Consider the following 26,013-nt stretch of genomic DNA (forward strand, 5'->3'; position numbering starts at 1 on the left):
GTGTTCAGCATTTCTCACCGTAAACGCCGCAAGCTCAAAGCAGAGATTAACGTTGTGCCGTATATCGACGTGATGCTGGTATTGCTAGTCATTTTTATGGTCACTGCACCGTTATTGACACTCAGCATCAATGTAGACCTGCCAGTTTCAAAAGCTAAGGCACTAGAAAGCAAACAGGATCCGATTGTGGTCATCGTGAACGGTGATGATACGTTCGGTTTACAGTTACCCAGAAATAAGTCGTTGGAGAAGATAGATAACGATAAATTACTGAGTAATAGGCTGGCTGCGATGGTGCTTCAGGACAAGAACGTGCGTGTCGTGGTTGCCGCTGGGAGAAGCGTTGCTTATAAGAATGTGATTACCGCAATGAATGCGATCCAGGATGCTAAGGTCGAGAAGGTCAGCTTGCTGACTAGACCACCAGGTACCAATGCACACTGACGTACAGCTTGGCCGTTCAAGGCGCCGTGAAGGGGTTGTGTTCCCAGTGTTGATGGCACTATTGCTACATGCCTTTGTTGCGGGTGTGTTTTTGCTTGCTTGGTTATGGTCGCCCAAACATGAAACGTCTTCTTCTGCTGCTGATTCACGTATCGAAGCAAGTTTGGATGTATCCGTCACTGATGCCCGCATTGCACGCCAAGCGATAAGTAATGAACCAGCTCAAACTCCTCAACTGATACAAGGGAAGATTCCACAACCAATTTTTGAATCACATCCGCAGAATGCGTTTACCTCACGTCAGACCGAAGCGCAGGAACGCATTACCCAACCTGACAAGGTTGATCAGGAACAAGTCAATGCTCTAGCCGAATCGCAAGAGAAGGCTAAACGGGAGCAGGAAGCCAAGCGTCGTCAGGAACAGATCGATCTCACTGAGGAACGCAAACGTCAGGAACAAGCCGAGCAGAAGTTGCGTTTGGCCCGTCAGCAAGAAGAAATCATACAGAAGCAAAAACAGATTGAGGAGCAGGCCCAGATCGATCGCCTGAAAAAGTTGACTGAACTCCGCAAACGTCGTGAGCAATTGGAAACGCAGATACAAAACGACGCTAAACAGGCCGAACTGGCTGAGCAAAAGCTGCGTCAGTTAGCTGCTGAACGTGCCCAACAGCCATCTCCGGTCAACAACACAGGCGGGTCGCAGACTCCTGGGCAGAACGGTGACAATAAAGGGCTGCGTGATAAGTACAAAGCAGCGATTCAACAGGCAGTGAGTGGGCAGTGGAGTCGTCCACCATCAGTCCCTCTCGGTCAGGAGTGCATGATCCACATTACTCAGTTACCTGGGGGACGTGTCCTTAGTGCTGAGGTCGCATCTGATTGCCCTTACGACGAGGCTGGACGGCGCTCCATTGAGAGTGCGGTGATGCGTGCGCAACCATTACCTTATCGTGGTTTTGAGCCAGTATTTGAGCGTGATGTGTATTTCAAATTTATTCCTGAAGACCACTGATTGAGCTTGAGGAACTGTAATGCTTGTCGCCCCTACAGTGTGCGATTTCGAACAGCACACGTGTGTGCAGAGGGGAGCTTGCTTTGTGTTGTCATGTTTTCATTCTTTGCATGATGCTGCCATCTAGCTAGATCAAAGTGAGCTCAGAAAGGGCATGTTATTTACGCGACAGGGTCGCCATCCTCTCAAACAATCAAATCTTCGGGCAAGTTGCTTCTGAAGGTAAAAGTATTGGCACCTGTCTGTCCTATCAAAAACGTAGTGCGATGAGACCGTATTTGAACGCATTCTGCATATACCTAGTGACTGAACTTTCATGTCTCCTTGTGCCGTTTGTACATCTCGGCCATCATTTCCACTGTTACATTCACGCTGTTGTTGTTAACGATTTCTAAAACATTCACTCTATGGGATCCGTTTTAAATTATTCATGCATTGTTTTTCTTCCAAGTTATCGAGTCACCCATGACGAAATTGCCACGCTGGCTGGCCGCATTGGCCGCCTTATTGCTTCCCTTATCAGCTCTGACGCAACAACAGGGGCTAACAATCGATATCGTTGGTGGTAACTCCGCAGCGACCCCTATTGCAATAGTGCCGATGCCTTATCATGACAGTGTAGGCGCTCCAGCTACGGATGTTTCGAGTGTTGTTGCTGCTGACTTGAACCGTTCCGGTCAGTTCCGCACGTTGCCACTGGCGCAAATCACTGAGCGCCCGACACATGGCAGCGAGATCCGATTTCCGACTTGGCAAGCACTGAAACAGGACTACATCGTGGTTGGTCGTGTTCTTGATGCGAGGCAAGGTACTTACCGTGTCGAGTACGAACTATTCGATGTTCGTAACGGCAAACGCCTGCTTGGCTTGGCGATGACTGCGCGCTCTAGTGCGATGCGCGACGTCGCACACCAAATGGCTGATGCAATCTACGAGAAGATTACCGGCACACGTGGCGCATTCTGGACCCGGATCGCCTATGTCACTGCCAGTGGTTCACATGGAGCAATGCGCTATGCACTGATGGTTGCTGACTCGGACGGCTATAATCCACAGACCATCGTACGCTCAGCTGAGCCACTGTTGTCACCTGATTGGAGCCCGGATGGTAAGAAACTGGCCTATGTTAGCTTCGAGAAAGGTGGTTCTTCAATCTACATTCAGGACATTGCTACCGGTTCTCGCGAATTGGTCTCTAGTTTCCGTGGTATCAATGCTGCTCCCTCGTTTGCTCCCGATGGTCGCCGGCTAGCCTTATCTTTGTCACGGAGTGGCAATCCTGAAATCTACGTAATGGACTTGGTTAGCAAACAGTTAATTCAGTTGACCAATAGCTTCGGTATTGATACTGAGCCGGTTTGGTCGTCAGATGGAAAATTTATTTATTTCACCTCTGATCGTGGTGGACGTCCACAGATATACAAAGTTGCAGCTTCGGGGGGGGGCGCTGCACGTGTGACATTTCAAGGCAATTACAATGCCACCGCCAGCGTTTCCTACGACGACAAGAAGATTGTAGTAGCACAAGGAAGCGGTAATACATACCGAATTGCAATGATGGATCAGAGTTCGGGGTCTACGGTATGGAACACTTTATCTACTGGCTCGTTGGACGAATCTCCAAGCTTTGCTCCGAACGCTAGTATGGTCATTTATGCGGCACGTGAAGGTGATCGTGGCGTACTTTATGCAGTATCCGCTGATGCGCGCGTGCGCCAGCGCCTAGTATCAGTATCGGCTGATAGTGATGTAAGAGAGCCTGCTTGGGGTCCTTACCGAAGCGTACACTAATAATGTTAATATTTTGATGTACTGAACCACTCATTGGCGAGGGAGCTACCATAGGTATCGTTATGAACAATTCCACACGTTTTCTCCTAGTGTCATTGCTTTCTACCAGCGCGCTTGTCGCATGTTCGAAGAAAGTTAAAGAACAGCCGCATGTGCCGGTTAAACCTGTTACACCGCCTGTTTCTACACCTATGACGCCCCCAACCCCAACCCATTCTTCTGGGCTTTACACAGTGGCTGATCTGGATACCGACGCTTGCCTGCGTCAGCGGGTCGTCTATTTCGACTTCGACAAAGATGATGTGAAACAAGAGTTTCAGACGGTCATGGCTTGCCATGCCAAATATCTACAAAACCGTCCCTCTGCACGTCTCACCTTGCAAGGTAACACTGACGAACGAGGCTCACGGGAGTATAATATAGCGCTAGGTGAACGACGTGCTAAGTCTGTGTCTTACGCATTACAAGCTAATGGTGCTTCATCGGGACAATTGAACGTTGTTAGCTACGGCGAAGAGCGTCCGGTTTGCACTGAAACAACAGAAAGTTGCTGGTCACGTAACCGTCGCGTTGAAATCGTCTACACAGCGAAGTAAACCATGCGCTTCTGGGGAGCTATATTTTGTGTCGTCGCGATGGCCTTGGGGACCGTCGCGCCGACTTTTGCCCAGATGTCCAGTTTGGCTGACCGTGTGACGGCATTAGAGCAGCGTGCTTCTGACCCGCAAGTTAACCTAGATCTTATTAATCAAATCAATGATTTGCGTTCGCAGATGCGTCAAATGCAAGGTGCACTCGAAGAGATACAGCATGGGTACGAGCAATTGAAGCAGCAATCAAAGGATCAGTATCTGGATTTAGACAGTCGCTTAAAACCCATTGAAGGTGGTTCAGTGAAAGTGCTACCTGACGCTCCAGTCAACCCAATCTCTCAGGTTTCCCCCTCTCACTATAAGCAACCAATTGTAACCAGCGAGCAATCGCCTAAAGTACATGGCGATCCAAGCGCATTGACCATCGGTAACGAGGAGCGCACTGCTTACAACGTTGCCTTTGAAGCTTTAAAAAACAGTAAATACGCCGACGCCGCCCAGCTATTCCTGAGTTTCCTACAGATCTACCCGAACGGAGTCTATACTCCTAATGCCCTATACTGGCTTGGGGAGAGTTACTATGCAATGCATGATTTCGTCTCTGCCGAAGCTCAGTTTCGCAGCTTACTCAGCCGTTATCCAACCCACGACAAAGCATCCGGGGGCTTGCTGAAACAGGCCTTATGCCAAGCTAATCAAGGGCACAATACCGATGCAGAGCAGTCATTGGAACAGGTTTTATCCCAATATCCTGGTACTGATGCGGCACGTCTAGCTCAGGAACGCTTACAGTCAATTAAGTTAAGTCAATCAATCCGTTCTGAGGAATTGTAGCTCTTGTCATCGCTTTGAATGGCCAGTGGTATAACAATCTCTTAATGAAGTCCACCAGATCCGGCGAGATCGCTGATTGCGCGCTGCCACAGCTAAAGATCTCCGAGATATTTTTATCTCTCCAGGGCGAAGCAAATAGTGTTGGCTGGCCAACAGTATTTGTACGCATGACTGGTTGTCCACTGCGCTGTCAGTACTGCGATACTGCTTATGCCTTCCACGGCGGTGAGTGGCGCAGTATCGACGATATCGTGACCGAGGTGCGTGGTTACTGCGTGCGTCACGTCTGTGTCACCGGCGGTGAACCACTGGCCCAAAAACGCTGCCTGCTGTTGCTGGAGAAATTATGTGATGCCAACTTTGAAGTTTCATTAGAAACTTCAGGTGCACTCGATATTGCCGCGGTTGATTCACGGGTGTCACGTGTAGTTGACATTAAAACCCCTGGATCTGGAGAAGTGCACCGCAACTACTGGCCCAATCTGACATTGTTAACCCCACACGACCAAGTCAAGTTTGTGCTATGCAACCGTGCCGATTATGAATGGGCGCGTGCCTGTGTTGCTAAGCATGATCTGGAACGACGTTGTATGGTCTGGTTCTCTCCAAGCAAACAAGATCTGGCGCCTACTGTGCTCGCTGATTGGATTATTTCTGACCGTCTAGGAGTACGTTTCCAGTTGCAATTGCACAAGTTGTTGTGGAACGACGAGCCTGGGCGCTAAGGCGATTCAATCCTCAAAGGAACAGACTGAATACATACCTATCACAGTTATTGATCGTAAAAATTACTCATTACTTTGCCTTGCCTTGGTTCGCTACCATTTCGGCGGCATGCTGAGCTACATCCGGATCACCCAGGTAACGGTAACTCACTACCTGTAGGGTATCGTTTAGTTCAAATAGGAGTGGGATCCCAGTAGGGATATTGACCTTTAGGATTCCCTCCTTGCTTTCTTGATTGAGGTACTTGTACAACGCACGCAATGAGTTGCCGTGGGCGCTAATAAGCACCGTCTTGCCGTCATTCAGTTGTGGTGCGATTACATCGCTCCAGTATGGCAGGACTCGCTCGAGTGTATTTTCTAACGATTCGGCAACAGGTAATACTTTGCGGTCCAGACCAGCGTAACGGCGATCTCGCATTGGATGATTTGGGTCATCCAGAGCAATCGGCGGTGGCGGTATGTCATAGGAGCGACGCCAAATATTGACTTGTTCTTCGCCATACTTAGCGGCAGTCTCTCCTTTATCCAACCCCTGTAGACCACCATAATGACGCTCATTGAGACGCCAGCTTTTATGAATCGGCAACCAATCCTGGTCCAGTCCTTTGAGTGCGTCATGTAGTGTGTGGATTGCACGCTTAAGCAAAGAAGTGTGAGAAAAATCAAATTGCAATCCTTCCTCCTTCATCAAATGACCGGCCATGATGGCTTCTTGATGACCTTGTTCGGTCAGATCTACATCAACCCATCCAGTAAAACGGTTATTTAAGTTCCATTGACTCTGTCCATGACGCAGCAATACGAGTTTACGAATCACGCAGTTCTCCTGAATGGGACGGACGTTTCAAATAGTGATTGTAACGTCAGGTTGAGATTACCCACATGCGGTCTGATACAGGCATGATGGTATTTATGAAGATTCCATCCATTGATTCTATCTTCGCCGGCTGGGATGGCAGTATTACCGAGGCTCGACGCTTGCAAGCCGCCATGGCAGAACGCGTTGTGCTTGAGGATGATTTTGATCTATTGCAGGTGCCAACATTGCTGGCTGGTTTTGACGTTGGCTTTGAGGACGAAGGACGCACCACACGTGCTGCTGCCGTTTTACTTAATGCATGCGATCTACGATTGCTAGAAACCCATGTTGTGCGTGTACCAACTTCGATGTCCTATGTCCCTGGCCTACTTAGCTTCCGCGAGCTACCTGCACTGCTGCAAGCACTGGCCCAATTGTCGCGAAGTCCAGAACTTGTATTTGTAGATGGACATGGGATTGCGCATCCACGTCGACTCGGGATCGCTGCACATTTCGGCGTAGTAACCAACCTACCTTGTATAGGTGTAGCTAAGAAGAGACTCGTCGGCAATTTTATCGAACCAGGTACCGCTATCGGCGAACACACCCCAATCCTATTGCATCGGGCCCAGGTCGGCTGGGCATTGCGCAGCAAAGTGCGTTGCAAACCGCTGATTATCTCACCTGGGCACAGAGTTTCACTTCACAGCGCGCTTACTTGGACCCAGCGCTGCCTCGCCGGCTACCGGCTACCAGAACCCACCCGGCAAGCGGATCGTCTGGCCTCACAACGTGGAAAAATAATCTTAAACAATGACTCACTGTCTCTGCTGTAACTACCATTAGTATCAAAAAACGTTCCATGTATTCACTATTTAACACTATCTCCTCACATGCTGCACTTGTGATTTGTAAAGACGCTGGTACTCACACCTGCAAAATAATTGCAGATGTGAGTACTCTGCGAAGCTAAGATAGTTGAATCATGTTTTATTCGACTATTTCACTCCATGCATCAGGCGATTAATCATAGGAGAGACTAGAAAAAGTAACATCCCGGCGCCAATGAGTGACCAGAAACCGAATGTATAGCCACTCAACGCTGAACTGACAGTCATCCCTTCCTCTCCACTAACCAAACTTGCGAAAATACCGGAAAGATTGTTACCTATTGCAGTCGATAAGAACCATCCGCCCATTGCAAAGCCGACCAAACGAATTGGCGCTAACTTAGTGACCATCGATAAACCGATGGGCGAAAGGCATAGTTCACCAACTGTTTGTACTACGTAGACTGCAATGAGTGGCCAGAGTGGGATCATGTTAGAGCCATTCAAGAGGTTAGATAACGCATAAATTAATATTAAGAATCCGAATCCGTTAAACATCAGACCAAGACCAAATTTACGTGGAATTGAAGGCTCCAGTCGGTGTTTATCAAGCAATGACCAGATAAGCGCAATGATCGGAGCAAGTAAAACAATGGCAATGGGATTGACTGACTGGAACCATCCCACAGGGAACTCCCAATCGCTTAATATTTGCCGATCCACAATATTTTTTGCAAGAAAATTGAAAGAACTTCCTGCTTGTTCAAAAAACATCCAGAACATTACATTAAAAATAAAAATAATGAGCATCGCGATGACACGATCTCTTTGGATTTTTCCATGACGCAAGGCATTTACCATTAATAATGCTGCTAGAGCAGCAAAAAGTAAGCCAAGAATCCATGCTAGCGCTGTAGCGCTCAATTTAGCTAATAAAAGATATGCCAATGGGATAGCGAGTAGCGCTCCCAAGATTATTAAAATAGTGCGAAATATGCTTTCTCCTCCTTTTGGTGGCAAGCCGATCCCTTTTAATTGCCGTTTGCCTATCCAGAACCACAATAGGCTTAAAAGCATACCTATTCCTGATGCGATGAACACCACTTTGTAGTTTTGCTGCATCGATGTACCTAATACATGCCCAGCAAGCCAACTCGTTAGTAGCGGTGAGATGAGAGAACCAGCATTGATCCCCATGTAAAAAATGGTAAAACCACGATCTCGACGTGTATCACCTTCAGCATACAGTTGACCAACCAACGACGAAATATTGGGTTTGAAAAGGCCGTTGCCGATCACGATAGTAGCTAAACCCATCTCGAACATGGCTCTACTTGGCACACTTATCAGGAACAGCCCGCAAGCCATGATAACGGCACCAATAAGAATTGATCGTTGATAGCCGATAATTCGGTCGGCTATATAGCCTCCAAAAATGGCACTGGCATAAACCAATGCTAAATAGGCGCCATATGTACGGTTTGCATCACCTTCGCCAATAGAATTGCCATCAAAGAATTGAGTGACAATGTACAGCGTAAGTGCCCAACGGATACCGTAGAAGGCAAATCGCTCCCAGAATTCCGCCATGAATAACATCCAAAGAGGCTTGGGATGGCCGAAAATAGTTTCAAATTCTAGAAACTGCGTTGGTGGTGTCGGAGGATGCACCGTGTTTTGCACGGTCGTGTCAACGCTCATTGAAGATCTCTCCTGTGTTCAGGATAAAAAGAAATGGTCCCTAATTAATGGAGATAAAATGTGAGCATCGCCGAAGCTAGGACTTAGGTCAAATCCCGTATGAGACTCATGCTCGATAAACAGCACTCAAGAAATACGTAGTTGAAGAAATTTTTATATTGAGTCTGTGTTTTCAACGAGATACTGTTTTCTTATATGAGTTACTGCACATCTAAATCCCTTAGCAACAGTACAAGATTTTTCAGTCAATAAACGTATTGATATCCCCTAGTTCAGCATGTATTAGCTGCTTTCAACCAGAAAGCTCGTAATGTCACTCATATCCTTGCAATGTACTTGGATTATCGTGTAGCTACTGATATGGACCTGCAGTTGCTTTGTCTCTGATGATTTCCTGGACATGAATTAACGGTTGGATTATGTTGACCCAACAGAAAAATGTTCAGAAAAAACAGAATTTAGAATGCTTGGCGGCTGTTGTGGTGACGGCATACTTGGGTAGAGTCAGAATAACTCAACCAGGACGCACACAAGCCGTCACATCTACCGTGGGATCAGTTCACTATGAGTAGCGTCTACACATTCGTTTTTACCCGTCTTGACGGACGGTCTCAAGCATTAGCAGATTGGCGTGGACAAGTGCTGTTACTGGTCAACGTGGCCTCGCGTTGCGGTTTCACTCCACAATACACTGGGTTGGAGATGTTATGGCAGCGGTACCGCGATGCAGGGTTGATTGTGGTCGGTTTCCCATGCGACCAATTCGGTGGTCAGGAACCTGGGGATGAAGCGCAGATCGCTGAGTTTTGCATGCTTAATTATGGCGTGGACTTTCCAATGGCGGCGAAGATCAAAGTCAATGGATCTGATGCACACCCACTTTGGCAATGGCTTAAACACCGCCGCCGTGGTTTGTTCGGCTCGGCAGCGATTAAGTGGAACTTCACTAAATTTCTGATCGGACGCAACGGCCAACCCATTGCCCGCTATTCGCCAACCAAGTCACCGGAACAATTGGAGGTGCATATCGTGCGTGCCTTAGGAGAGGGAGGGTAATACTCATTTATCAACGAAAGCACGCTCAAATACGTAATGACCGGGGCTGCCGATACGTGGTGAGGCATCAAAGCCCCGTGTATTCAACAAGGTACGTATATCAGTCAGCATTTGCGGGTTTCCACAGAGCATGAAGCGGTCATGGGCCGGATCGATTGCCGGTAGACCAATAGCGTATTGCATCACACCGCTTTCAATCAGTTGGGTTAAACGGCCGCGATTAGGGAAATCCTCGCGAGTCACCGCAGGGTAATATAGAAGCTTCTTGCGAATCGTCTCCCCAAGCAATTCATGCTGTGGTAGTCCCTTCTCTAAGTAGTCACGGTAAGCAAGATCCTTACTGTAGCGCACACCATGGGCCAGGATGACTTTGTCAAAGCGCTCATAGGTCTCTGGGTGCTTGATGATTGACAGCCATGGTGCAAGCCCAGTACCGGTGCCCAGTAAATACAGATGGCGGCCTGGATGCAAATCGTTAATCAACAGGGTACCAGTGGGCTTCTTGCCGACCAGGATTTTGTCTCCAGGTTCGATGTATTGTAGCCGTGAGGTCAGTAGGCCATCCTGTACCTTAATACTGAAAAATTCCAGTTGCTCCTCCCAGTTGGCACTGGCAATCGAGTAAGCACGTAGAAGCGGTCGTGCTTCGGTTTCCAACCCAATCATCACAAATTGGCCGTTCTCGAAGCGAAATCCAGAGTCACGGGTAGTGATGAAGCTAAAGTAGACATCGGTCCAATGATGAACATGGAGCACTGTTTCGGTGCCGAAGGCGGGAGACATAGCGTGCGCTCTTCGAGATAAATAGGGTAAGGAATTCTAGTGTAACGAACATCAATGAGAATGAATCTCATACATGCAAGTGACTGACACAGGAACAAACAAGTGTTCGTTCCAATGTCAGAGAAAAGGGAGTACTAGACGCTGTCGTTGGTATCCGTGTTTCCATCCGAAAGCTCGGTGGAGACATTTTCACGTACCTCCTGAGAGAGCTTCATTGAACAGAATTGCGGTCCGCACATTGAGCAGAATGCTGCTCGTTTATGCGCTTCTTTAGGAAGGCTCTCATCGTGCAGTGCCCTTGCTTTTTCTGGATCTAAGCTGAGATGGAACTGATCTTGCCAGCGGAATTCAAAACGTGCTTTCGACAGTGCATCGTCGCGTACCTGTGCCGCCGGATGCCCTTTGGCAAGATCAGCTGCATGTGCGGCAATTTTGTAGGCGATGATGCCATCATGGACATCTTGCAAATTAGGCAACCCAAGGTGCTCCTTCGGTGTCACGTAACATAACATCGCCGTCCCGTACCAGCCGATCATTGCCGCACCGATCGCGCTGGTAATGTGGTCGTAACCTGGTGCGATGTCTGTGGTTAATGGACCCAGCGTGTAGAACGGCGCTTCGCCACAGGTGGCTAGTTGCTTATCCATATTGGTCTTGATCAGATGCATTGGTACGTGTCCAGGACCTTCTACCATTACCTGTACTTGGTGATTCCAGGCAATACGGGTCAATTCGCCAAGAGTCTCTAATTCGGCGAATTGAGCTGCGTCATTCGCATCAGCGATGCAGCCTGGTCGCAGTCCATCGCCAAGAGAAAATGCCACGTCGTAGGCACGCATGATTCCACAGAGTTCGTCGAAATGTGTGTATAGGAAGTTTTCGTGGCGGTGTGCCTGACACCATTTGGCCATGATCGAGCCGCCGCGCGAGACGATGCCCGTTAAACGCGAGGCAGTAAGAGGTATAAAATCCCTGAGGACACCTGCATGCACAGTTACATAGTCCACACCTTGTTCGGCTTGTTCGATCAGAGTGTCACGGAACACCGCCCAACTCAGATCTTCAGCATGCCCGCCGACTTTCTCCAAAGCTTGATAAATTGGGACCGTACCCACAGGCACCGGTGAATTGCGCAGAATCCACTCGCGGGTAGCATGGATGTCACGGCCAGTGGACAGGTCCATGATTGTGTCTGCACCCCAACGGATCGCCCAAACAAGCTTCTCCACTTCTTCGGCAATGCTGGAGGACAGGGCTGAGGTACCGATATTGGCATTGATTTTTGTTAGAAAGTTGCGGCCAATGATCATTGGCTCGCTTTCTGGATGATTAATATTGCTAGGAAGAATCGCCCGACCACGTGCGATCTCCTCACGTACGAATTCAGGAGTGATAAACGTACCGATCGCTGCATCCCACGGGTAACCGACATGGCGCTGGCCGCGAAGGTTCTCTACAGCCAGTACACGGCGTTGTTGTTCACGGATAGCGACGAATTCCATCTCTGGAGTGACGATGCCACGTCGCGCGTATTCCAGTTGGGTTACCGCTACATGGTCGCGTGCACGTCGTGACCGTGGTGGTGCAGGGAAGTGCAGCGCTGATTCGGACACACTGCAATGCAACTCAGTTTCTACGGTATCGGCGCGTTCATCGATCCAGGCAGCGCGTAATCGCGGTAGACCACACGCCAAGTCAATCGTGGCTTGCGGGTCAGTGTAAAGTCCCGAAGTGTCATATAGCACCAGTGGCGGATTTTCGCCTCCGCCGTAGCGAGCTGAACTAGATGTGAGGGGAACCTCGCGCATCGGCACGCGTATATCTTGGCGTGATCCGATCACGTAAATTTTGCGTGCTCCTGGCAAAGGTGCAGTCGCCTTTGCCGATAGCATATGGGTGGGAAGGGGTAGGGCAGTGGTGATGTTCACGATGTTCGTCCAAGCAGTGGCGGGACGAAGCGGCGGCGCGGTACCTTACGCCCGGCTGAGTGGTCGTGCGGCGTGGTCCACGAAGCTTTCCTACGCCGGTATAAACCGGATCAGGTTCGAAGAGTGTGTCTCAACCGCATTTCGGCCACGGTACCCCCGCTTCGGGACAAATTAAAGCACAACCGAGAACACAACTGGATTAGGTTGAGCTAAATTACACGCCGAGTGAAAGTAAATACTTCATGCGACCGGCATAGCTAGATGTTATCTTCGGCCAGCTTTGCTCGGCAGCTCCAGCAAGCGCGAATCCCGTCACCTGTCTGCCATGGAGTGATTACTGATGCGTCTTAACCTGTTGTCGCTTTCCGTTGTAGCCATACTAATGGCTGTCGATTCCACTCACGCTGGTGAAGGCATGTGGGTTCCACAACAGCTACCAGAAATCGCTGGCCAACTAAAGCAGGCTGGCCTGCAACTGTCACCCGAACAATTAGCTAATTTGACTGGAGATCCTATGGGAGCGGTAGTCGCTCTCGGTGGCTGTACCGCGAGTCTGGTTTCACCAGAGGGGCTCGTGATCACTAACCATCACTGCGCCTATGGTGCGATTCAGTTGAACTCCACACCAAAGAAGAACTTGATCAAGGAAGGTTTCAACGCATTGACTCAGGCCGACGAAGTCAGTGCCGGTCCGAATGCACGTATTTATGTGCTTGACCAGATTACTGACGTCACCACACATGCCAAAGCCGCCTTGGCTACTGCTGGTCATGACCCACTCAAGCGTACGGTAGCGTTGGAGACATTCAGCAAACAACAAATCGCTAAATGCGAGGCCGAGCCGGGTTATCGCTGCCAACTCTTCAGCTTTGCCGGCGGCAATGCCTACAGGTTGTTTAAGAACTTGGAGATCAAGGACGTACGTTTGGTTTACGCGCCGCCGGGCAGTGTTGGCAAGTTTGGGGGCGACGTCGACAACTGGATGTGGCCACGCCACACCGGTGACTTTGCTTTCTACCGCGCCTACATCGGTAAAGACGGTAAACCGGCTAGATTCTCTAACGAGAACGTGCCTTACCGACCAAAACACTGGCTGAAGTTTAGCGATCAGCCCTTAAGTGAAGGTGACTTCGTGATGGTAGCTGGTTACCCAGGACGTACCAATCGCTATGCTCTGGTGGCCGAATTTGAGAATACTGCTCACTGGGCCTATCCAGTGGTCGGCCAGCATTTCAAGAACGTCATTGCTCTAATTGAGGCGGCCAGCAAGCAGAATCCAGACATCCAAGTGAAATACGCGAGCACTTCAGCGGCTTTGAATAACGTAGCCAAGAACTTTGATGGTCAATTGGAGGGCTTCCAACGCATTGATGCTATGGGGCAGAAACAGCGTGAGGAAACGGCAGTATTGGCTTGGTTGAAGCAGCAGGGTACACGCGGGCACGAGGCACTGGCTGCACATCAAACATTGGTTGATCTGACTGAACAATATAAAGCAAACCAGGATCGTGATTTCGTGCTGAGTCAGTTCAACAGCAGCGGCACCATTGGTGTGGCAGTGAACCTGTATCGCTTGGCAATTGAGCGCACCAAACCTGATACCAAACGTGAAGCGGGATATCAGGAGCGTGATTTGTCAACCATTGAAGGTAACCTGAAGCAGATGGAGCGACGCTACGTACCAGCAATGGACCGCCAGATGCAGCAGTACTGGCTGACCGAGTACACCAAGCTTCCTGTCAAGCAGCGTGTGGCTGCAATTGATGCTTGGTTGGGAGATAGCATTGCAGCAACTGTCAAGCGTTTGGATGACACTATATTGAGCAGTACCGAGAAACGGCTGCAGTGGTTTAAGGCCGAACGTGCGACGTTCGAAAGCAGTCAAGATCCAGCGATCCGCTATGCAGTGGCCATCATGCCGGCATTACTGGAAATTGAACGTCAGAACAAGATCCGTACTGGGGAGCTGCTCAAGGCACGCCCGATCTACCTGCAAGCGTTAGCTGACTACAAAAAGAATCAGGGAAAACTTGTTTACCCAGACGCCAACTCGTCGTTACGCATTACCTTCGGCCACGTAAAAGGTTATCCACCTAAGGATGGCGTCGAGTACACAGCCTTTACCACACTGCAGGGTATCACTGCAAAGAATACTGGCATTGATCCGTTCGATTCACCAAAGGCACTTATAGATGCAATAAAGACAAAGCGCTATGCTGGTTTGGCCGACCACCACCTTGGCACTGTACCTGTGAATTTTTTATCTGACTTGGACATTACCGGCGGCAATTCAGGGTCACCAGTCTTGGATGCACACGGCAAATTGGTCGGTTTAGCATTTGACGGTAATTGGGAGTCTATCAGTAGTAATTGGGTGTTTGATCCGGTGATGACTAGAATGATCGCAGTCGACAGCCGCTACGTGCAGTGGATCATGACCGAGGTCGCACCAGCACCACATCTGCTAAAGGAATTGAATCTGTATCGTTGAACTACTGCCTATCAAATAGCTTGTGCTGCAAGCAAAAATACATCCTGTATTTTTCCAGCTGCCGTCGTGACGTTGACTTTTCCCATAATGTGAGACTTTGTATAGCATGCGCATTTTGCTTGCTCGTCATGGAGAGACGCTTTGGAACGCTGAAGGCCGCTATCAGGGCCAAATCGATATCCCTCTTTCGTCTGTTGGTGAGGCTCAGGCTCGTGCACTCGGTGAGCGTCTACGAGATGTGGCAATTGCACGTGCAGTGGCGTCACCGCTGGCACGGGCTCAATACACCGCACAATTGGCGTTGGGCGAGAGTCGCGCAGCACAGCTACTTATTGAGCCGGATCTGAAAGAAATTGCCCACGGCGAATGGGAGGGGCTTCTTGACACTGAGATTCATGAGATGGATCCCACACGGCTGTACGCTTGGCGTAAAGCACCTGAGACAGTGAGAATGCCTAACGGCGAATCACTGCAGCAAGTCCTAGAACGCAGCTGGCGTGGCTTAACAAGCGCTACTGAAGGATTGGGCATCGACGACATCTTATTAGTAGTTGCGCATGATGCAGTCAACCGAGTGCTCCTATGTCGAGTGATGGGACTGCCGTTGGCCCATTTATGGCGCTTCCACCAAGCACCTACTACGCTGAATTTGCTCGAAGGAAAAGATCTTGACCAGCTACAAGTAGTACGCCTAAACGACTGCGCTCACCACACACCGTTCTTCGGTGAAGCTAGGCATCGTGCACTGTAGCATTGATTTTAGAGAGCAAGGTTCATAAGCCCATGCATAAATGGACATAATATGCATTATGCGAAATGAAATGTGAAAGAGCGACAAAGCGCGCAGACACACTGTTAAGTTGGCTACAAACCAAACTTAACACCCTCAAAGCCATGCTAACGCCAGCATCGCTAGCATGGCTGTAGTCATCGAAGATCCCATCACCGATCAAGTGCTCAATGAAAACTGGACGGGGTTTGCATTTAGAAACGGATATCTGGTAACACCGGAAAGACGGTACATCGAACCGTATCAACTGCGATGGCTATCACTCACATGCACACTGGCACGGGAATGGCAAAAAATGATGGAGCACGCACGAGCGGTTCCATTACAAGGCGGCCCTGCCGCGACCGATCATCAACGCCTCATTAACGACGCCCAAAAAACGGGTTTGCGTAACAGAAAGTGTCCTGACACGGACATAGGATCGGTCATCCTGCTTAGCCATGTACTGATGCAACGCCAACACAAGCGTTAACCGTAGGGGGTAAACCCCCTACACCCCCTACTCGGATACAAAGATTAAGGAAAAATCCTAAGCTAAACCGAGGATGCACATTCCAGCCAATTTTCGATCTTAAGGCCACGAATACGCTTAAACTCTTTAACATTATCCGTTACCAATGTCATCCCCAGTACATAAGCATGAGTACCTATCAATAGATCATTTAAGCCGATAGTTTGTCCTACTGACTCCAACTCTGCACGAATGCGACCATATTCAGCGTCGGTAGGAATATCCAAAGGCAGCACAGGAATTGTTTCAAGCATGAGCTTCACCTTCGCAAGCAACTTGGTCGATCCTTTCTTTGCACAACCATACCGCAACTCAGCAGCGACAACGATGCTAGTGCAAACCTCTTTTGGATCGACCTTTTCAATGCGACACGCAACTAGTCCAAACGGATTACGGATCATGTCGCTAATGATGTTCGTATCGAGCAAATATCCGCTCAAAATATGTCATCCGGCTTAGCAAGCATGTCCTCAATTTCAGGAAACTGATCTTCAAGTCCAAGCGGATCTTCCGTTTTCCACTGCGCTAACAATTCTATAATGTTGGTAGGCATGCTCACAGGCTCAATGATGAGCTTGCTACCCTCGCGATGAATCAATACTCGATCCCCCGGTAATTCAAACTCAACCGGAATTCTCACGGCCTGACTGCGATTGTTGCGGAACAGCTTAGCTTCCTTGAGTCTAGATGATGGCATAGAAATAGACATAGTATCGGCTCATTGTATATGCCATATTGTATATGTAAATATCGGAGCTGCGGTCGCTGCGACTATCATCAAATTCTTCTGACCAATACTTAAGGTAACGCCCCTGCCGCAGACACACTCACCTGCTTAGCCGTACTGCCCTGAACCAGTGAAGACGATACTTGCCCCTGTTGCATAGCACTATGCTCCTGCACACGCTCACGATACGGGTTATACACCGGACCCCGCCGCGCGATCGTTCGACACTCCAGCTGTGAAATGTCATACACCGTCCCCTGCTCGGTGTAACACGTGCAGGACGAACCCTTATACACCCCCTGAGCATCCAGACCCGCACCGCCAGACATACAGATCAATTGAGGATCTACCGTCGGGGAACGATGATCATAAATCGGAGCCGTCCACGGCATCGATGCAAAACGCGGTAAATGATCTTTGGCATAGGCTGTGACTGTCGGCCAACGTGGCCCCTCCCCACGGCTAGCTTCACCCGCTTTCGGGGACGCATCGCCGCCGGTACCCGGCGTGCTCCGCGTCCCCTCAATTGAGGAAGAAAACCCCGAAGGGATCAAGGAACGATAGGCATAAAAGACACAGGCCACAATGACAACAACCATTAACGGAATCAATACAAGCTGCCAAGGCAGACGCATCTTGATGGTATGCACTTCGGCTGATTTATACAGCTTATACACGTGCTTAGGTAGACGACGCACCGAATGCCGTGAAAACTGACGATTGGTAGAAGAATCAGTCTCTTCAACAAGCTGATCCCAGTCATACACATCTAGCCAGGACGTGCCAAAACGACGTTTCACAAAGGTATGACGGCCAATCAAACCACGCACAAAAGGATACAACTGCTTATGCGCCAATTGCGTCGTCCACACAAAATCTAACCCACGGTGGCGATGCTCAGCAAGCTCAAGGGCATGAGGCGGCGTCGGCTGATGGGACGCATTAAATGCACTGCCAAACCATTTCCACGCCTCATCTATAAAAATAATAGCTCCATGAGGCACAAGATACTCACCCTGATCATTTTTAGCATTCCACTGCCGAGGGTCCGCCAGATCCGCCGCAAGGCCAGGGGCTAATCCATCAATCCCCGCCGCAAAAATCGGACGCTGAGCACGCTCACTCTCAGCCAATAACATCTCCATCATTAAAGCCGTTTTCCCGCCTCCAGGCGTAGCCGTAATCACGTGAATAGGCATACACGCCCCCTGTCAAGAAACCGATGTGGGCGGCGTACCGCCATAACCGCGCTTAAATAAATACAACCGCCCATTCAATACCGCAAACCGGGCCACATACGCAGAAATAATCATCGACAACGCACGATCAACATTCAAAATACCCAACGCCCTCACCGCCAAATCGCCGAACTGACCACCGCTAGAACCCACACTATCCATATACGTATATAACTGATCCACAAGAGGCGATATCACAAAATGATAGGACCCCCAATTAATACCTAACCACACACACGCCGCCGCAATTAAATAACCTAACTTCGTCTTAAATAAATTAAACAGACCCATCAATACATTAGCTATAAAAATAGGCATGCTTACTCCTGAGAAGTACCGGCAATAATACGAACGCTCGACAGCGCTGCAAATAACAACACCAACTTACCACCCACCTGCAACCACTGGCACAGCGGAGTAAGATCAAAAGTAATCGTTTCTCCAAACACATCCACCATCATTGGCTCTAAACACGAACGAGAATAACCGCGCCCCTTATCATCAAGCTTGGATTGCGGATAGCCATCCTTCCCATAGCCGGACTCATCAGAAAAAACAGACGATGCTTTCCCCTCATCGCCCGTATCCACCACACCCTCCTTGCCGGTCAAAGCATTCTTAATCACCGCTACATCCGAAGAGACGCCATCCTTATCTCCCGATAAAGCCACACCTGTAGATTTCTCCAACGCACACGCCGTGCGCCACTGCATCAGCAACGAGGCATACTCCAGCGCATTACATTTCTCACCCGTACACACCGGCATCGCATCACACGCTCCCCCGGTCACCTTCACATCACGGCGCAAATTACACTCAATCCGCCATTGAATACGTACCTGACCGCACATCACCGGATCGCCTGAACAACTCGGAGCTACTTCACAACTGCCCTTCCAAGAAAAAGACGACTTGTCTTTGCCATCCTTATCTTTTGACTGCTCATCATCGGGCGTACCGTCATGATCGGCATCCGTCTTACACTGACCATCAGCACCGCGCGCCTGACCTGAAGGACAAGGATCTTTATCTCCTACGCAACTTCCATCAGGAGCGCGCACCTGACCGGTAGGACACGATTGATCCTTCGCAACACACTCATGGCTGGTCTGATCCTCAACCAAACCCGCAGGACAATCAGATACACACACCCCATTAACAAGCTTCTTATCTGAAGGACATTTTGAAGAAGGAGGAACACAATCACCATATCCATTCACCAACGAAGCCCCTGATCCAGCCCCACCTTCAAGATAGGTGTATCCCGGACGCGAAAGACAATCGTCCTTATAATTAAATACCTCACACACACTACCTGTATATGTCTCAATCACTGTCTTAGTTGCAGAATCAAAGTGCTTCACAACCTCACATGCACCCGTGCCTCCACTGTCTATATCCCAACCATCAAAACAAGAACGCGTACCATTAACGAAATGAGAAATAGCAGTAGAAGAAAGTTCTATACGCTTACTCGGCAAATCAGAGCAAGACGTATCATAAGTATAATAACCAATCACAGAAGAAGGATGATCAAGCACAGCAATATACTGTTTAACACCAGACACAATATGACCAGATGACTGACCATCATCAAAACAAAGCTGATAATTCAAAGAGCTCACAGCAGCAGAATAAGCCGCACCCTGATCATGAAAATTCTGAGATAACAAAATTCGACCAGAACATTTAGGACCAGCAAACACCAACGTAGGACACATCAAACATAATAGGCACAGGACAACACGCATTAATCATCGCCCCAAAAAATAATCAGGCCCGCCACACATAACGCACCTAAATAAATCCAGCCCGCCATCATGCCCACCTCGAAAAAAGGGGTGCCCGACCAAGACACCCCAAACACATCAAAATAACAATCGGCTCATAAAGCCCGTCTCACCCACTTATAGACCTTCAAAAGCACTGCAACCCCAAGCGCCGCTATACCAATCGCAGCAATAGGTGCATTGCCCTGCTTAATCGAATTCACCGCATCAGTCACATCAATTCCACCACCACCGGCAGCATCCGCCGCAAACGCCGACGCCGCAAACGCATAAGAAACCAAGCTGCCCCACGCCACAGGCCGCCTCAACACCCTCAACATTGCCTTCAACATCTTCCACCTCACTTGATTGATTTACGCAATAGCCTGAACACATACGCCACAGCCCATAAGCCCAAAATACAAGCGCCCATTAACTGTGCACCCTCAATCGTCAACTCAGGTAATATCGACGACTGCGGCACCCACATCACCGCCGCACATTGACCCGTGGCAACGTCCACATCCGCCTCACGGCACGCAGACACCAGCAACGTTGCCACAGGCATCACTACGCCACCTTAGACGCCGACACCGGCGGCACCGCACGGCCACTACTACTCACATTGGCATCCACTAGCGTCATGCGTCGAGCCAACCCAAGCCCATATTGACCCGGCACCAAATCCGTCACCACATCCCAATATTTAATCGCACCCACCGGATAACCGGCATTCAAACCATCCACATCTACATCAATTTGAAGCTTCATCAACTCCGATTCCAATACAGCGCGCTGACTATAAATCTGCATCTGTACGCCTTTACTCGTCGTCACAACACGCATATTCACACCAGACATAATCGTTACTTTAGGCATATCCATCAGTTAATCCTCTTGATCACTCGGTTCATTCATCATCTCGTTTCATCTTCATCTGTAATCTTTTCATCTTGCGTCGCCTACTCATCTTTCGTCTTTTCATCATCTTTTATCGCTTCGTCATCTTTGGTCGTTGCATCATTTCGGGCGGTACTGTGGGGTCAAGCTATGATCCCCCCTTACCCCCCAGCAGGAGACAAGGAAGAACCGCTTGAGTACCCACAGTGCGGGGCTTGCCACCTGCCACCGGGGGATTGGATGACGGACCAATCGCCGAATTACGTACTGCGGTCACCTGCAATCAAGGCGCACTGCTCAGGCCGCGGGGTATAGTCGAGCATCGGCGGGACCCAGGCCCCGAAATTACGCGATACATCCACCTCGCCCCCCTTGGCCACGTACTTAGAGAGATAACCGGTAATCTCCATCTGGCTACGTGGAGCCTCAATGCGATTACGGCCAAACTCGCGGTACCAAAACTCATGCCACTCATACCGATTAATTAAACGGTTAATATCCTCATCCGGGGCAGCGACCACCGCATGAAAATGTAAGCGTCCGTCGCGATGCCATTCTTGGCCCCTGGCCCATTGAATCCCGCGATGGGGACGCTTGGACCACACCCGACCATATAAGGACCGATTAATACAACTGACAAAATAACGGTACGCTTTATCAGCGGCTTCCGGATGCATACTGCCATTGCAACCGGAATTGGTCGGTCGAAACGTCAAGGTCCAAAACTGCTGCCAAGGGATGCGACGTAATAAATCGGCATACGCGGCTGACTGAAGGCGGACCCCGGATTGATTGAACTGGGTGTTTAATAATTGACATAACTGTTCATCACGTTCTGCAAGAGACATCACCCCTCATCAACGGAAAGATCACGGGCTCACGTATCCGTGGACATTGCCTACGGCACCGTGTGCACATCTCATTGACAGTGGTGCACGGCACAAAACGCCGCACACGCACTGACAACAAGATGCACACACTATGACCACCGATACGCGATGAGAGAATATCGACATTTCACTTTTAAACACCCACTACATGTATTTAGATAAAGATAAAACAGACATACAGCGCCAAGGTAAACCAAATAGCAAAACGAGGAAGAATCTCCTCCACAAAAAAACCAATCTTGTCTAGCCGAGAGGTACGACGCCACCAAAACTTATATGGAGTCAGCAAACGAGTCATCAAGTAATTCATAGAAAATTGTAAATCGCTAGATGTCTAAATACTCAATGATTAAAAAGGAAAGCATAGAGCCCAGGCAAAAATATAAAAAAAGTAGGGAACGGCCAAAAGAAAGGTGTTCAAATAATGTATAGACATAATGCTTGCCTCAATAAAGCACATTCATCCAACTGATCCAATGCCGCAATACGAACATGGGACCAAAACTCCAACTGATCTGGAATCACCTCAAATAAATCAAATTGCGATGATCGCAATGCCTGAATATCTGCAATCTCTAACGCCATACGAGCACCTCGCTCAGTATCGGTGATGCGCATACCCTACTCTCCTACTTCGTTTCATATGATCAATGCGCATATAAAAAACTAAGCAGCCGCTACGGAAAGAGATTCCTCTAAACGATGCGACAGGCGGGTCAGTAAATCAGAAAAATCATGAAGATCATCAACAATACTGTAAGCAAGCGAAGCAACAGATGGATGATCTAACTCATCAGCAATCAATGCGATCGCTGATAAACAAACGTAAGTATCATGGTTACAAATAAAAGAGCCGGCACTACGTAAATGGCAAATATGCTCAGTCAGCTGCTGCCGGGACATCCGATTAAAATCAACGGGAATGCGCATGATCTAATGCTCCGCTTCAGTTTTAGCATCTAACTTAAATCGCTCAATAGCCAAACGACAAAGATCAGGAACCTGAGACTGAGACAATTTCCCAGAAGGAATAAACAACACTAAAAGGTCAAACGTCATACCGTCAGCAGATACACCTTCTTTCACCTGCAACATCTCTACACTCCTACCCTGCCCTACCCTTTGCTTAGAACACCTCCTCACCCGGGTATGGCTTAATGAAGAGATGTGCAATCCAATACTCTTGGATTACAAATATGATTCAATACCCTTGGAGCATAAAAATCAAGAGGCTTGGTTCACAATGGATATAAATTTACTACTTGACAAAGCAAAAGAAATGTATTCCGTGAAACAGGACAAAGAACTAGCACAGAAGCTAAAAATCAAAGCAACAGCAATAAGCAATTACAGAAAAGGCATATCACTACCAGACGCAATAGCATGCTCAGCACTAGCAAATGCCACAGGACTACCACTAGCAAAAGTAATTGGAATCGTTGGAGAAGCGCGAGCAAAAAGCAAAGAGGAAAAAGCAGTCTGGCGGAAACTAGCAACAGCGGCCACGTTAGCATTAGGTGTAGGCGTTACCTCCCCTAACGTGTCAGAGGCGTCGAATCACGTGAAAAATAGATTATTCACAAAGTGGACAGATTATGCATTATGCGAAATGGGAGAAGAAGGTCGACACAGTACACACGAGAACTGTTAACTGCATTGAAAGCAAAACTGAATAACGTAAAAGCCATGCTAACGCCCGAATCGCTAGCATGGCTGTAGTTATCGAAGATCCCATCGCCGATCAAGTGCTCAATGAAAACTGGACGGGGTTTGCATTCAGAAACGGATATCTGGTGACACCGGAAAGACGGTACATCGAACCGTATCAACTGCGATGGCTATCACTCACATGCACACTGGCACGAGAATGGCAAAAAATGATGGAGCACGCGCGAGCGGTTCCATTACAAGGCGGCCCTGCCGCGAGCGATCATCAACGCCTCATTGACAACGCCCAAAAAACGGGTTTGCGTAACAGAAAGTGTCCTGACACGGACATAGGATCGGTCATCCTACTCAGCCAAGTACTGATACAACGCCAACACAAGCGTTAACGTAGGGGGTAAACCCCCTACACCCCACTCAATCATTAATCGTCGAACAAATCAGCATGACGACCAGTACGCTCAAAGCGCACCACATCACCATCAACCTTATAGATTAACAACCAATCCGGCTCAACATGAGCATCCCGGAAACTACGCCACTGCCCCTTAAGCGGATGATCCAAATACATCGCAGGCAACGGACTACCCTCAATCAGCAAAGTTATTAGAATCTTAAGTTTCTCTATGTCCTTACCGCGCTTCTGAGACACTCGCACATCACGCTTGAACTGCGAAGAATAAGCAGGACGGCGCATTAGATACCAAGATCTTTAAACATGGCATCAGCACTTTCAGCATAATGCACATCCTCACCACACTCACTTTTAACAAAAGTCTCAACCGTAAGCCTATTAGGTGAGTGCATCTCAAAAGGCAACATTTTTTCACGAGCCACTTTAGTCAAGGTGATACGTATAAGATCAGATACGGTAAGGCCCATCGTCGCAAGTACAGAAGCGGCCTCATCTTTAAGAGCCTCATCAACTCTGGCACGCACAAGTGCATTTGCAGCCATAAGTTTACGATCCTTCACTATTTAGCAGAAAGAAAAATGTAGCTCAAATGAGCTACATTGTCCATACGCAGCCACTATAATAATGAAATTAAGGCAGCGCCCCTGCCGCAGACACACTCACCTGCTTAGCCGTACTGCCCTGAACCAGTGAAGACGATACTTGCCCCTGTTGCATAGCACTATGCTCCTGCACACGCTCACGATACGGGTTATACACCGGACCCCGCCGCGCGATCGTTCGACACTCCAGCTGTGAAATGTCATACACCGTCCCCTGCTCGGTGTAACACGTGCAGGACGAACCCTTATACACCCCCTGAGCATCCAGACCCGCACCGCCAGACATACAGATCAATTGAGGATCTACCGTCGGGGAACGATGATCATAAATCGGAGCCGTCCACGGCATCGATGCAAAACGCGGTAAATGATCTTTGGCATAGGCTGTGACTGTCGGCCAACGTGGCCCCTCCCCACGGCTAGCTTCACCCGCTTTCGGGGACGCATCGCCGCCGGTACCCGGCGTGCTCCGCGTCCCCTCAATTGAGGAAGAAAACCCCGAAGGGATCAAGGAACGATAGGCATAAAAGACACAGGCCACAATGACAACAACCATTAACGGAATCAATACAAGCTGCCAAGGCAGACGCATCTTGATGGTATGCACTTCGGCTGATTTATACAGCTTATACACGTGCTTAGGTAGACGACGCACCGAATGCCGTGAAAACTGACGATTGGTAGAAGAATCAGTCTCTTCAACAAGCTGATCCCAGTCATACACATCTAGCCAGGACGTGCCAAAACGACGTTTCACAAAGGTATGACGGCCAATCAAACCACGCACAAAAGGATACAACTGCTTATGCGCCAATTGCGTCGTCCACACAAAATCTAACCCACGGTGGCGATGCTCAGCAAGCTCAAGGGCATGAGGCGGCGTCGGCTGATGGGACGCATTAAATGCACTGCCAAACCATTTCCACGCCTCATCTATAAAAATAATAGCTCCATGAGGCACAAGATACTCACCCTGATCATTTTTAGCATTCCACTGCCGAGGGTCCGCCAGATCCGCCGCAAGGCCAGGGGCTAATCCATCAATCCCCGCCGCAAAAATCGGACGCTGAGCACGCTCACTCTCAGCCAATAACATCTCCATCATTAAAGCCGTTTTCCCGCCTCCAGGCGTAGCCGTAATCACGTGAATAGGCATACACGCCCCCTGTCAAGAAACCGATGTGGGCGGCGTACCGCCATAACCGCGCTTAAATAAATACAACCGCCCATTCAATACCGCAAACCGGGCCACATACGCAGAAATAATCATCGACAACGCACGATCAACATTCAAAATACCCAACGCCCTCACCGCCAAATCGCCGAACTGACCACCGCTAGAACCCACACTATCCATATACGTATATAACTGATCCACAAGAGGCGATATCACAAAATGATAGGACCCCCAATTAATACCTAACCACACACACGCCGCCGCAATTAAATAACCTAACTTCGTCTTAAATAAATTAAACAGACCCATCAATACATTAGCTATAAAAATAGGCAT

At 49.0% G+C, this 26,013-nt stretch carries 34 protein-coding genes and 1 riboswitch; of the genes, 13 read left to right on the forward strand and 21 right to left on the reverse strand.

Annotated elements, in window-relative coordinates; all coding sequences use genetic code 11:
* The 6 genes from PLS229_RS06180 to queE all read left to right on the forward strand — a co-directional run bounded on the left by PLS229_RS06180 (position 1) and on the right by queE (position 5,402).
* Positions 1-444: an ExbD/TolR family protein gene (locus tag PLS229_RS06180; RefSeq protein ID WP_038272488.1), complete on the forward strand. Its 444-nt coding sequence runs from the start codon at positions 1-3 to the stop codon at positions 442-444.
* Positions 434-1,459 carry a cell envelope integrity protein TolA gene (tolA, locus tag PLS229_RS06185; protein ID WP_038272486.1) on the forward strand — a complete coding sequence of 342 codons (1,026 nt, stop codon included), beginning with the start codon at positions 434-436 and terminating at the stop codon, positions 1,457-1,459. The genes PLS229_RS06180 and tolA overlap by 11 nt, the downstream gene beginning before the upstream one ends.
* Positions 1,460-1,924: 465 nt before the next feature.
* Positions 1,925-3,250: a Tol-Pal system beta propeller repeat protein TolB gene (gene tolB, locus PLS229_RS06190; protein ID WP_038272484.1), complete on the forward strand. Its 1,326-nt coding sequence runs from the start codon at positions 1,925-1,927 to the stop codon at positions 3,248-3,250.
* Positions 3,251-3,312: 62 nt separating this feature from the next.
* Positions 3,313-3,846: a peptidoglycan-associated lipoprotein Pal gene (gene pal / locus PLS229_RS06195; protein ID WP_038272481.1), complete on the forward strand. Its 534-nt coding sequence runs from the start codon at positions 3,313-3,315 to the stop codon at positions 3,844-3,846.
* 3 nt (positions 3,847-3,849) lie between these two features.
* Complete coding sequence (gene ybgF / locus PLS229_RS06200; protein ID WP_038272479.1) at positions 3,850-4,677, forward strand: tol-pal system protein YbgF; 828 nt, start codon at positions 3,850-3,852, stop codon at positions 4,675-4,677.
* A 44-nt stretch (positions 4,678-4,721) separates the two neighbouring features.
* Complete coding sequence (gene queE / locus PLS229_RS06205) at positions 4,722-5,402, forward strand: 7-carboxy-7-deazaguanine synthase QueE (RefSeq protein WP_051482372.1); 681 nt, start codon at positions 4,722-4,724, stop codon at positions 5,400-5,402.
* A gap of 70 nt (positions 5,403-5,472) precedes the next feature.
* Here queE and gpmA read toward each other — a convergent pair whose 3' ends face one another.
* Entirely contained in the window at positions 5,473-6,222 is a 750-nt protein-coding gene (gpmA, locus tag PLS229_RS06210; protein WP_038272477.1) for a 2,3-diphosphoglycerate-dependent phosphoglycerate mutase, read from the reverse strand.
* Positions 6,223-6,317: 95 nt separating this feature from the next.
* Between gpmA and nfi the strand changes: the two genes are divergently transcribed.
* On the forward strand, positions 6,318-7,040 hold the full coding sequence (nfi, locus tag PLS229_RS06215; RefSeq protein ID WP_171898053.1) for a deoxyribonuclease V: 723 nt from the start codon (positions 6,318-6,320) through the stop codon (positions 7,038-7,040).
* Positions 7,041-7,202: 162 nt separating this feature from the next.
* Here the strand turns inward: nfi and PLS229_RS06220 are convergent, their stop codons facing one another.
* The gene (locus tag PLS229_RS06220; RefSeq protein WP_038272473.1) at positions 7,203-8,735 is read right to left on the reverse strand and encodes a peptide MFS transporter; all 1,533 of its coding nucleotides are present in this window, start codon (positions 8,733-8,735) and stop codon (positions 7,203-7,205) included.
* A 564-nt stretch (positions 8,736-9,299) separates the two neighbouring features.
* On the opposite strand from PLS229_RS06220, the gene PLS229_RS06225 reads away from it, so the two are divergent.
* The gene (locus PLS229_RS06225; RefSeq protein WP_038272471.1) at positions 9,300-9,791 is read left to right on the forward strand and encodes a glutathione peroxidase; all 492 of its coding nucleotides are present in this window, start codon (positions 9,300-9,302) and stop codon (positions 9,789-9,791) included.
* Between the two features lie 3 nt (positions 9,792-9,794).
* On the opposite strand, the gene PLS229_RS06230 is transcribed toward PLS229_RS06225, so the two are convergent.
* On the reverse strand, positions 9,795-10,574 hold the full coding sequence (locus PLS229_RS06230; protein ID WP_038272469.1) for a ferredoxin--NADP reductase: 780 nt from the start codon (positions 10,572-10,574) through the stop codon (positions 9,795-9,797).
* A 134-nt stretch (positions 10,575-10,708) separates the two neighbouring features.
* On the reverse strand, positions 10,709-12,466 hold the full coding sequence (gene thiC, locus PLS229_RS06235; protein WP_051482371.1) for a phosphomethylpyrimidine synthase ThiC: 1,758 nt from the start codon (positions 12,464-12,466) through the stop codon (positions 10,709-10,711).
* 105 nt (positions 12,467-12,571) lie between these two features.
* A riboswitch (TPP riboswitch) is annotated at positions 12,572-12,670 on the reverse strand.
* 247 nt (positions 12,671-12,917) lie between these two features.
* Between thiC and PLS229_RS06240 the strand changes: the two genes are divergently transcribed.
* The 3 genes from PLS229_RS06240 to PLS229_RS06250 all read left to right on the forward strand — a co-directional run bounded on the left by PLS229_RS06240 (position 12,918) and on the right by PLS229_RS06250 (position 16,255).
* Positions 12,918-14,993, forward strand: coding sequence for a S46 family peptidase (locus tag PLS229_RS06240; protein ID WP_230428285.1), 2,076 nt, complete (start codon positions 12,918-12,920; stop codon positions 14,991-14,993).
* 106 nt (positions 14,994-15,099) lie between these two features.
* On the forward strand, positions 15,100-15,744 hold the full coding sequence (locus tag PLS229_RS06245; protein WP_038272466.1) for a histidine phosphatase family protein: 645 nt from the start codon (positions 15,100-15,102) through the stop codon (positions 15,742-15,744).
* Between the two features lie 166 nt (positions 15,745-15,910).
* Positions 15,911-16,255, forward strand: a complete 345-nt coding sequence (locus PLS229_RS06250) for a DUF3653 domain-containing protein (RefSeq protein WP_038272464.1) — start codon at positions 15,911-15,913, stop codon at positions 16,253-16,255.
* Between the two features lie 62 nt (positions 16,256-16,317).
* Here PLS229_RS06250 and PLS229_RS06255 read toward each other — a convergent pair whose 3' ends face one another.
* The 13 genes from PLS229_RS06255 to PLS229_RS06315 form a co-directional block, all read right to left on the reverse strand.
* Positions 16,318-16,722, reverse strand: coding sequence for a type II toxin-antitoxin system VapC family toxin (locus tag PLS229_RS06255; RefSeq protein ID WP_200866210.1), 405 nt, complete (start codon positions 16,720-16,722; stop codon positions 16,318-16,320).
* 8 nt (positions 16,723-16,730) lie between these two features.
* A complete protein-coding gene (locus tag PLS229_RS06260) occupies positions 16,731-17,003 on the reverse strand; it encodes an AbrB/MazE/SpoVT family DNA-binding domain-containing protein (RefSeq protein ID WP_038272460.1) in 273 nt (90 codons plus the stop codon).
* An 89-nt stretch (positions 17,004-17,092) separates the two neighbouring features.
* Positions 17,093-18,220, reverse strand: a complete 1,128-nt coding sequence (locus tag PLS229_RS06265; RefSeq protein WP_114867127.1) for a zonular occludens toxin domain-containing protein — start codon at positions 18,218-18,220, stop codon at positions 17,093-17,095.
* Between the two features lie 12 nt (positions 18,221-18,232).
* On the reverse strand, positions 18,233-18,577 hold the full coding sequence (locus PLS229_RS06270; RefSeq protein ID WP_038273069.1) for a DUF2523 family protein: 345 nt from the start codon (positions 18,575-18,577) through the stop codon (positions 18,233-18,235).
* A gap of 2 nt (positions 18,578-18,579) precedes the next feature.
* Entirely contained in the window at positions 18,580-19,965 is a 1,386-nt protein-coding gene (locus PLS229_RS06275) for a furin-like repeat-containing protein (protein ID WP_230428213.1), read from the reverse strand.
* Between the two features lie 179 nt (positions 19,966-20,144).
* A complete protein-coding gene (locus PLS229_RS06280; RefSeq protein WP_230428212.1) occupies positions 20,145-20,381 on the reverse strand; it encodes a major capsid protein in 237 nt (78 codons plus the stop codon).
* Positions 20,382-20,389: 8 nt separating this feature from the next.
* The gene (locus PLS229_RS06285; RefSeq protein WP_038273075.1) at positions 20,390-20,596 is read right to left on the reverse strand and encodes a hypothetical protein; all 207 of its coding nucleotides are present in this window, start codon (positions 20,594-20,596) and stop codon (positions 20,390-20,392) included.
* A gap of 2 nt (positions 20,597-20,598) precedes the next feature.
* A complete protein-coding gene (locus PLS229_RS06290) occupies positions 20,599-20,913 on the reverse strand; it encodes a hypothetical protein (protein ID WP_230428211.1) in 315 nt (104 codons plus the stop codon).
* A gap of 275 nt (positions 20,914-21,188) precedes the next feature.
* A complete protein-coding gene (locus PLS229_RS06295; protein ID WP_038273076.1) occupies positions 21,189-21,776 on the reverse strand; it encodes a rolling circle replication-associated protein in 588 nt (195 codons plus the stop codon).
* A 196-nt stretch (positions 21,777-21,972) separates the two neighbouring features.
* On the reverse strand, positions 21,973-22,116 hold the full coding sequence (locus tag PLS229_RS06300) for a hypothetical protein (protein ID WP_160165233.1): 144 nt from the start codon (positions 22,114-22,116) through the stop codon (positions 21,973-21,975).
* A gap of 119 nt (positions 22,117-22,235) precedes the next feature.
* Positions 22,236-22,436, reverse strand: a complete 201-nt coding sequence (locus tag PLS229_RS06305; protein WP_038273077.1) for a hypothetical protein — start codon at positions 22,434-22,436, stop codon at positions 22,236-22,238.
* A 48-nt stretch (positions 22,437-22,484) separates the two neighbouring features.
* Positions 22,485-22,748 carry a hypothetical protein gene (locus PLS229_RS06310; RefSeq protein ID WP_162814095.1) on the reverse strand — a complete coding sequence of 88 codons (264 nt, stop codon included), beginning with the start codon at positions 22,746-22,748 and terminating at the stop codon, positions 22,485-22,487.
* 3 nt (positions 22,749-22,751) lie between these two features.
* On the reverse strand, positions 22,752-22,913 hold the full coding sequence (locus PLS229_RS06315) for a hypothetical protein (protein WP_160165182.1): 162 nt from the start codon (positions 22,911-22,913) through the stop codon (positions 22,752-22,754).
* 70 nt (positions 22,914-22,983) lie between these two features.
* On the opposite strand from PLS229_RS06315, the gene PLS229_RS06320 reads away from it, so the two are divergent.
* Entirely contained in the window at positions 22,984-23,469 is a 486-nt protein-coding gene (locus PLS229_RS06320) for a DUF3693 domain-containing protein (RefSeq protein WP_114867129.1), read from the forward strand.
* A 58-nt stretch (positions 23,470-23,527) separates the two neighbouring features.
* Positions 23,528-23,872, forward strand: coding sequence for a DUF3653 domain-containing protein (locus PLS229_RS06325; protein ID WP_038272511.1), 345 nt, complete (start codon positions 23,528-23,530; stop codon positions 23,870-23,872).
* 35 nt (positions 23,873-23,907) lie between these two features.
* Here the strand turns inward: PLS229_RS06325 and PLS229_RS06330 are convergent, their stop codons facing one another.
* From PLS229_RS06330 to PLS229_RS06345, 4 genes are all read right to left on the reverse strand, one after another.
* Positions 23,908-24,180, reverse strand: a complete 273-nt coding sequence (locus tag PLS229_RS06330; protein WP_038272512.1) for a type II toxin-antitoxin system YafQ family toxin — start codon at positions 24,178-24,180, stop codon at positions 23,908-23,910.
* A complete protein-coding gene (locus tag PLS229_RS06335) occupies positions 24,180-24,458 on the reverse strand; it encodes a type II toxin-antitoxin system RelB/DinJ family antitoxin (protein WP_425511059.1) in 279 nt (92 codons plus the stop codon). The genes PLS229_RS06330 and PLS229_RS06335 overlap by 1 nt, the downstream gene beginning before the upstream one ends.
* 70 nt (positions 24,459-24,528) lie before the next feature.
* Positions 24,529-25,656: a zonular occludens toxin domain-containing protein gene (locus PLS229_RS06340; protein ID WP_114867127.1), complete on the reverse strand. Its 1,128-nt coding sequence runs from the start codon at positions 25,654-25,656 to the stop codon at positions 24,529-24,531.
* A 12-nt stretch (positions 25,657-25,668) separates the two neighbouring features.
* Positions 25,669-26,013 (reverse strand): DUF2523 family protein, encoded by a 345-nt coding sequence (locus PLS229_RS06345; RefSeq protein WP_038273069.1) that lies wholly within the window; start codon positions 26,011-26,013, stop codon positions 25,669-25,671.

The organism is Xylella taiwanensis, from assembly GCF_013177435.1.
Classification (GTDB): domain Bacteria; phylum Pseudomonadota; class Gammaproteobacteria; order Xanthomonadales; family Xanthomonadaceae; genus Xylella; species Xylella taiwanensis.

What these genes read in the sequence shown, in the direction of transcription:
- tolA (WP_038272486.1), top strand. Translation starts at nt 434, where the DNA reads ATGCACACTGACGTACAGCTTGGCCGTTCAAGGCGCCGTGAAGGGGTT.
- tolB (WP_038272484.1), top strand. Translation starts at nt 1,925, where the DNA reads ATGACGAAATTGCCACGCTGGCTGGCCGCATTGGCCGCCTTATTGCTT.
- pal (WP_038272481.1), top strand. Translation starts at nt 3,313, where the DNA reads ATGAACAATTCCACACGTTTTCTCCTAGTGTCATTGCTTTCTACCAGC.
- ybgF (WP_038272479.1), top strand. Translation starts at nt 3,850, where the DNA reads ATGCGCTTCTGGGGAGCTATATTTTGTGTCGTCGCGATGGCCTTGGGG.
- queE (WP_051482372.1), top strand. Translation starts at nt 4,722, where the DNA reads ATGAAGTCCACCAGATCCGGCGAGATCGCTGATTGCGCGCTGCCACAG.
- nfi (WP_171898053.1), top strand. Translation starts at nt 6,318, where the DNA reads ATGAAGATTCCATCCATTGATTCTATCTTCGCCGGCTGGGATGGCAGT.
- PLS229_RS06220 (WP_038272473.1), bottom strand. Translation starts at nt 8,735, where the DNA reads ATGAGCGTTGACACGACCGTGCAAAACACGGTGCATCCTCCGACACCA.
- PLS229_RS06225 (WP_038272471.1), top strand. Translation starts at nt 9,300, where the DNA reads ATGAGTAGCGTCTACACATTCGTTTTTACCCGTCTTGACGGACGGTCT.
- PLS229_RS06230 (WP_038272469.1), bottom strand. Translation starts at nt 10,574, where the DNA reads ATGTCTCCCGCCTTCGGCACCGAAACAGTGCTCCATGTTCATCATTGG.
- thiC (WP_051482371.1), bottom strand. Translation starts at nt 12,466, where the DNA reads ATGCTATCGGCAAAGGCGACTGCACCTTTGCCAGGAGCACGCAAAATT.
- PLS229_RS06240 (WP_230428285.1), top strand. Translation starts at nt 12,918, where the DNA reads ATGTGGGTTCCACAACAGCTACCAGAAATCGCTGGCCAACTAAAGCAG.
- PLS229_RS06245 (WP_038272466.1), top strand. Translation starts at nt 15,100, where the DNA reads ATGCGCATTTTGCTTGCTCGTCATGGAGAGACGCTTTGGAACGCTGAA.
- PLS229_RS06250 (WP_038272464.1), top strand. Translation starts at nt 15,911, where the DNA reads ATGGCTGTAGTCATCGAAGATCCCATCACCGATCAAGTGCTCAATGAA.
- PLS229_RS06260 (WP_038272460.1), bottom strand. Translation starts at nt 17,003, where the DNA reads ATGTCTATTTCTATGCCATCATCTAGACTCAAGGAAGCTAAGCTGTTC.
- PLS229_RS06265 (WP_114867127.1), bottom strand. Translation starts at nt 18,220, where the DNA reads ATGCCTATTCACGTGATTACGGCTACGCCTGGAGGCGGGAAAACGGCT.
- PLS229_RS06270 (WP_038273069.1), bottom strand. Translation starts at nt 18,577, where the DNA reads ATGCCTATTTTTATAGCTAATGTATTGATGGGTCTGTTTAATTTATTT.
- PLS229_RS06280 (WP_230428212.1), bottom strand. Translation starts at nt 20,381, where the DNA reads ATGTTGAAGGCAATGTTGAGGGTGTTGAGGCGGCCTGTGGCGTGGGGC.
- PLS229_RS06285 (WP_038273075.1), bottom strand. Translation starts at nt 20,596, where the DNA reads ATGCCTGTGGCAACGTTGCTGGTGTCTGCGTGCCGTGAGGCGGATGTG.
- PLS229_RS06290 (WP_230428211.1), bottom strand. Translation starts at nt 20,913, where the DNA reads ATGGATATGCCTAAAGTAACGATTATGTCTGGTGTGAATATGCGTGTT.
- PLS229_RS06295 (WP_038273076.1), bottom strand. Translation starts at nt 21,776, where the DNA reads ATGTCTCTTGCAGAACGTGATGAACAGTTATGTCAATTATTAAACACC.
- PLS229_RS06300 (WP_160165233.1), bottom strand. Translation starts at nt 22,116, where the DNA reads ATGACTCGTTTGCTGACTCCATATAAGTTTTGGTGGCGTCGTACCTCT.
- PLS229_RS06305 (WP_038273077.1), bottom strand. Translation starts at nt 22,436, where the DNA reads ATGCGCATCACCGATACTGAGCGAGGTGCTCGTATGGCGTTAGAGATT.
- PLS229_RS06310 (WP_162814095.1), bottom strand. Translation starts at nt 22,748, where the DNA reads ATGCGCATTCCCGTTGATTTTAATCGGATGTCCCGGCAGCAGCTGACT.
- PLS229_RS06315 (WP_160165182.1), bottom strand. Translation starts at nt 22,913, where the DNA reads ATGTTGCAGGTGAAAGAAGGTGTATCTGCTGACGGTATGACGTTTGAC.
- PLS229_RS06320 (WP_114867129.1), top strand. Translation starts at nt 22,984, where the DNA reads ATGTGCAATCCAATACTCTTGGATTACAAATATGATTCAATACCCTTG.
- PLS229_RS06325 (WP_038272511.1), top strand. Translation starts at nt 23,528, where the DNA reads ATGGCTGTAGTTATCGAAGATCCCATCGCCGATCAAGTGCTCAATGAA.
- PLS229_RS06330 (WP_038272512.1), bottom strand. Translation starts at nt 24,180, where the DNA reads ATGCGCCGTCCTGCTTATTCTTCGCAGTTCAAGCGTGATGTGCGAGTG.
- PLS229_RS06340 (WP_114867127.1), bottom strand. Translation starts at nt 25,656, where the DNA reads ATGCCTATTCACGTGATTACGGCTACGCCTGGAGGCGGGAAAACGGCT.
- PLS229_RS06345 (WP_038273069.1), bottom strand. Translation starts at nt 26,013, where the DNA reads ATGCCTATTTTTATAGCTAATGTATTGATGGGTCTGTTTAATTTATTT.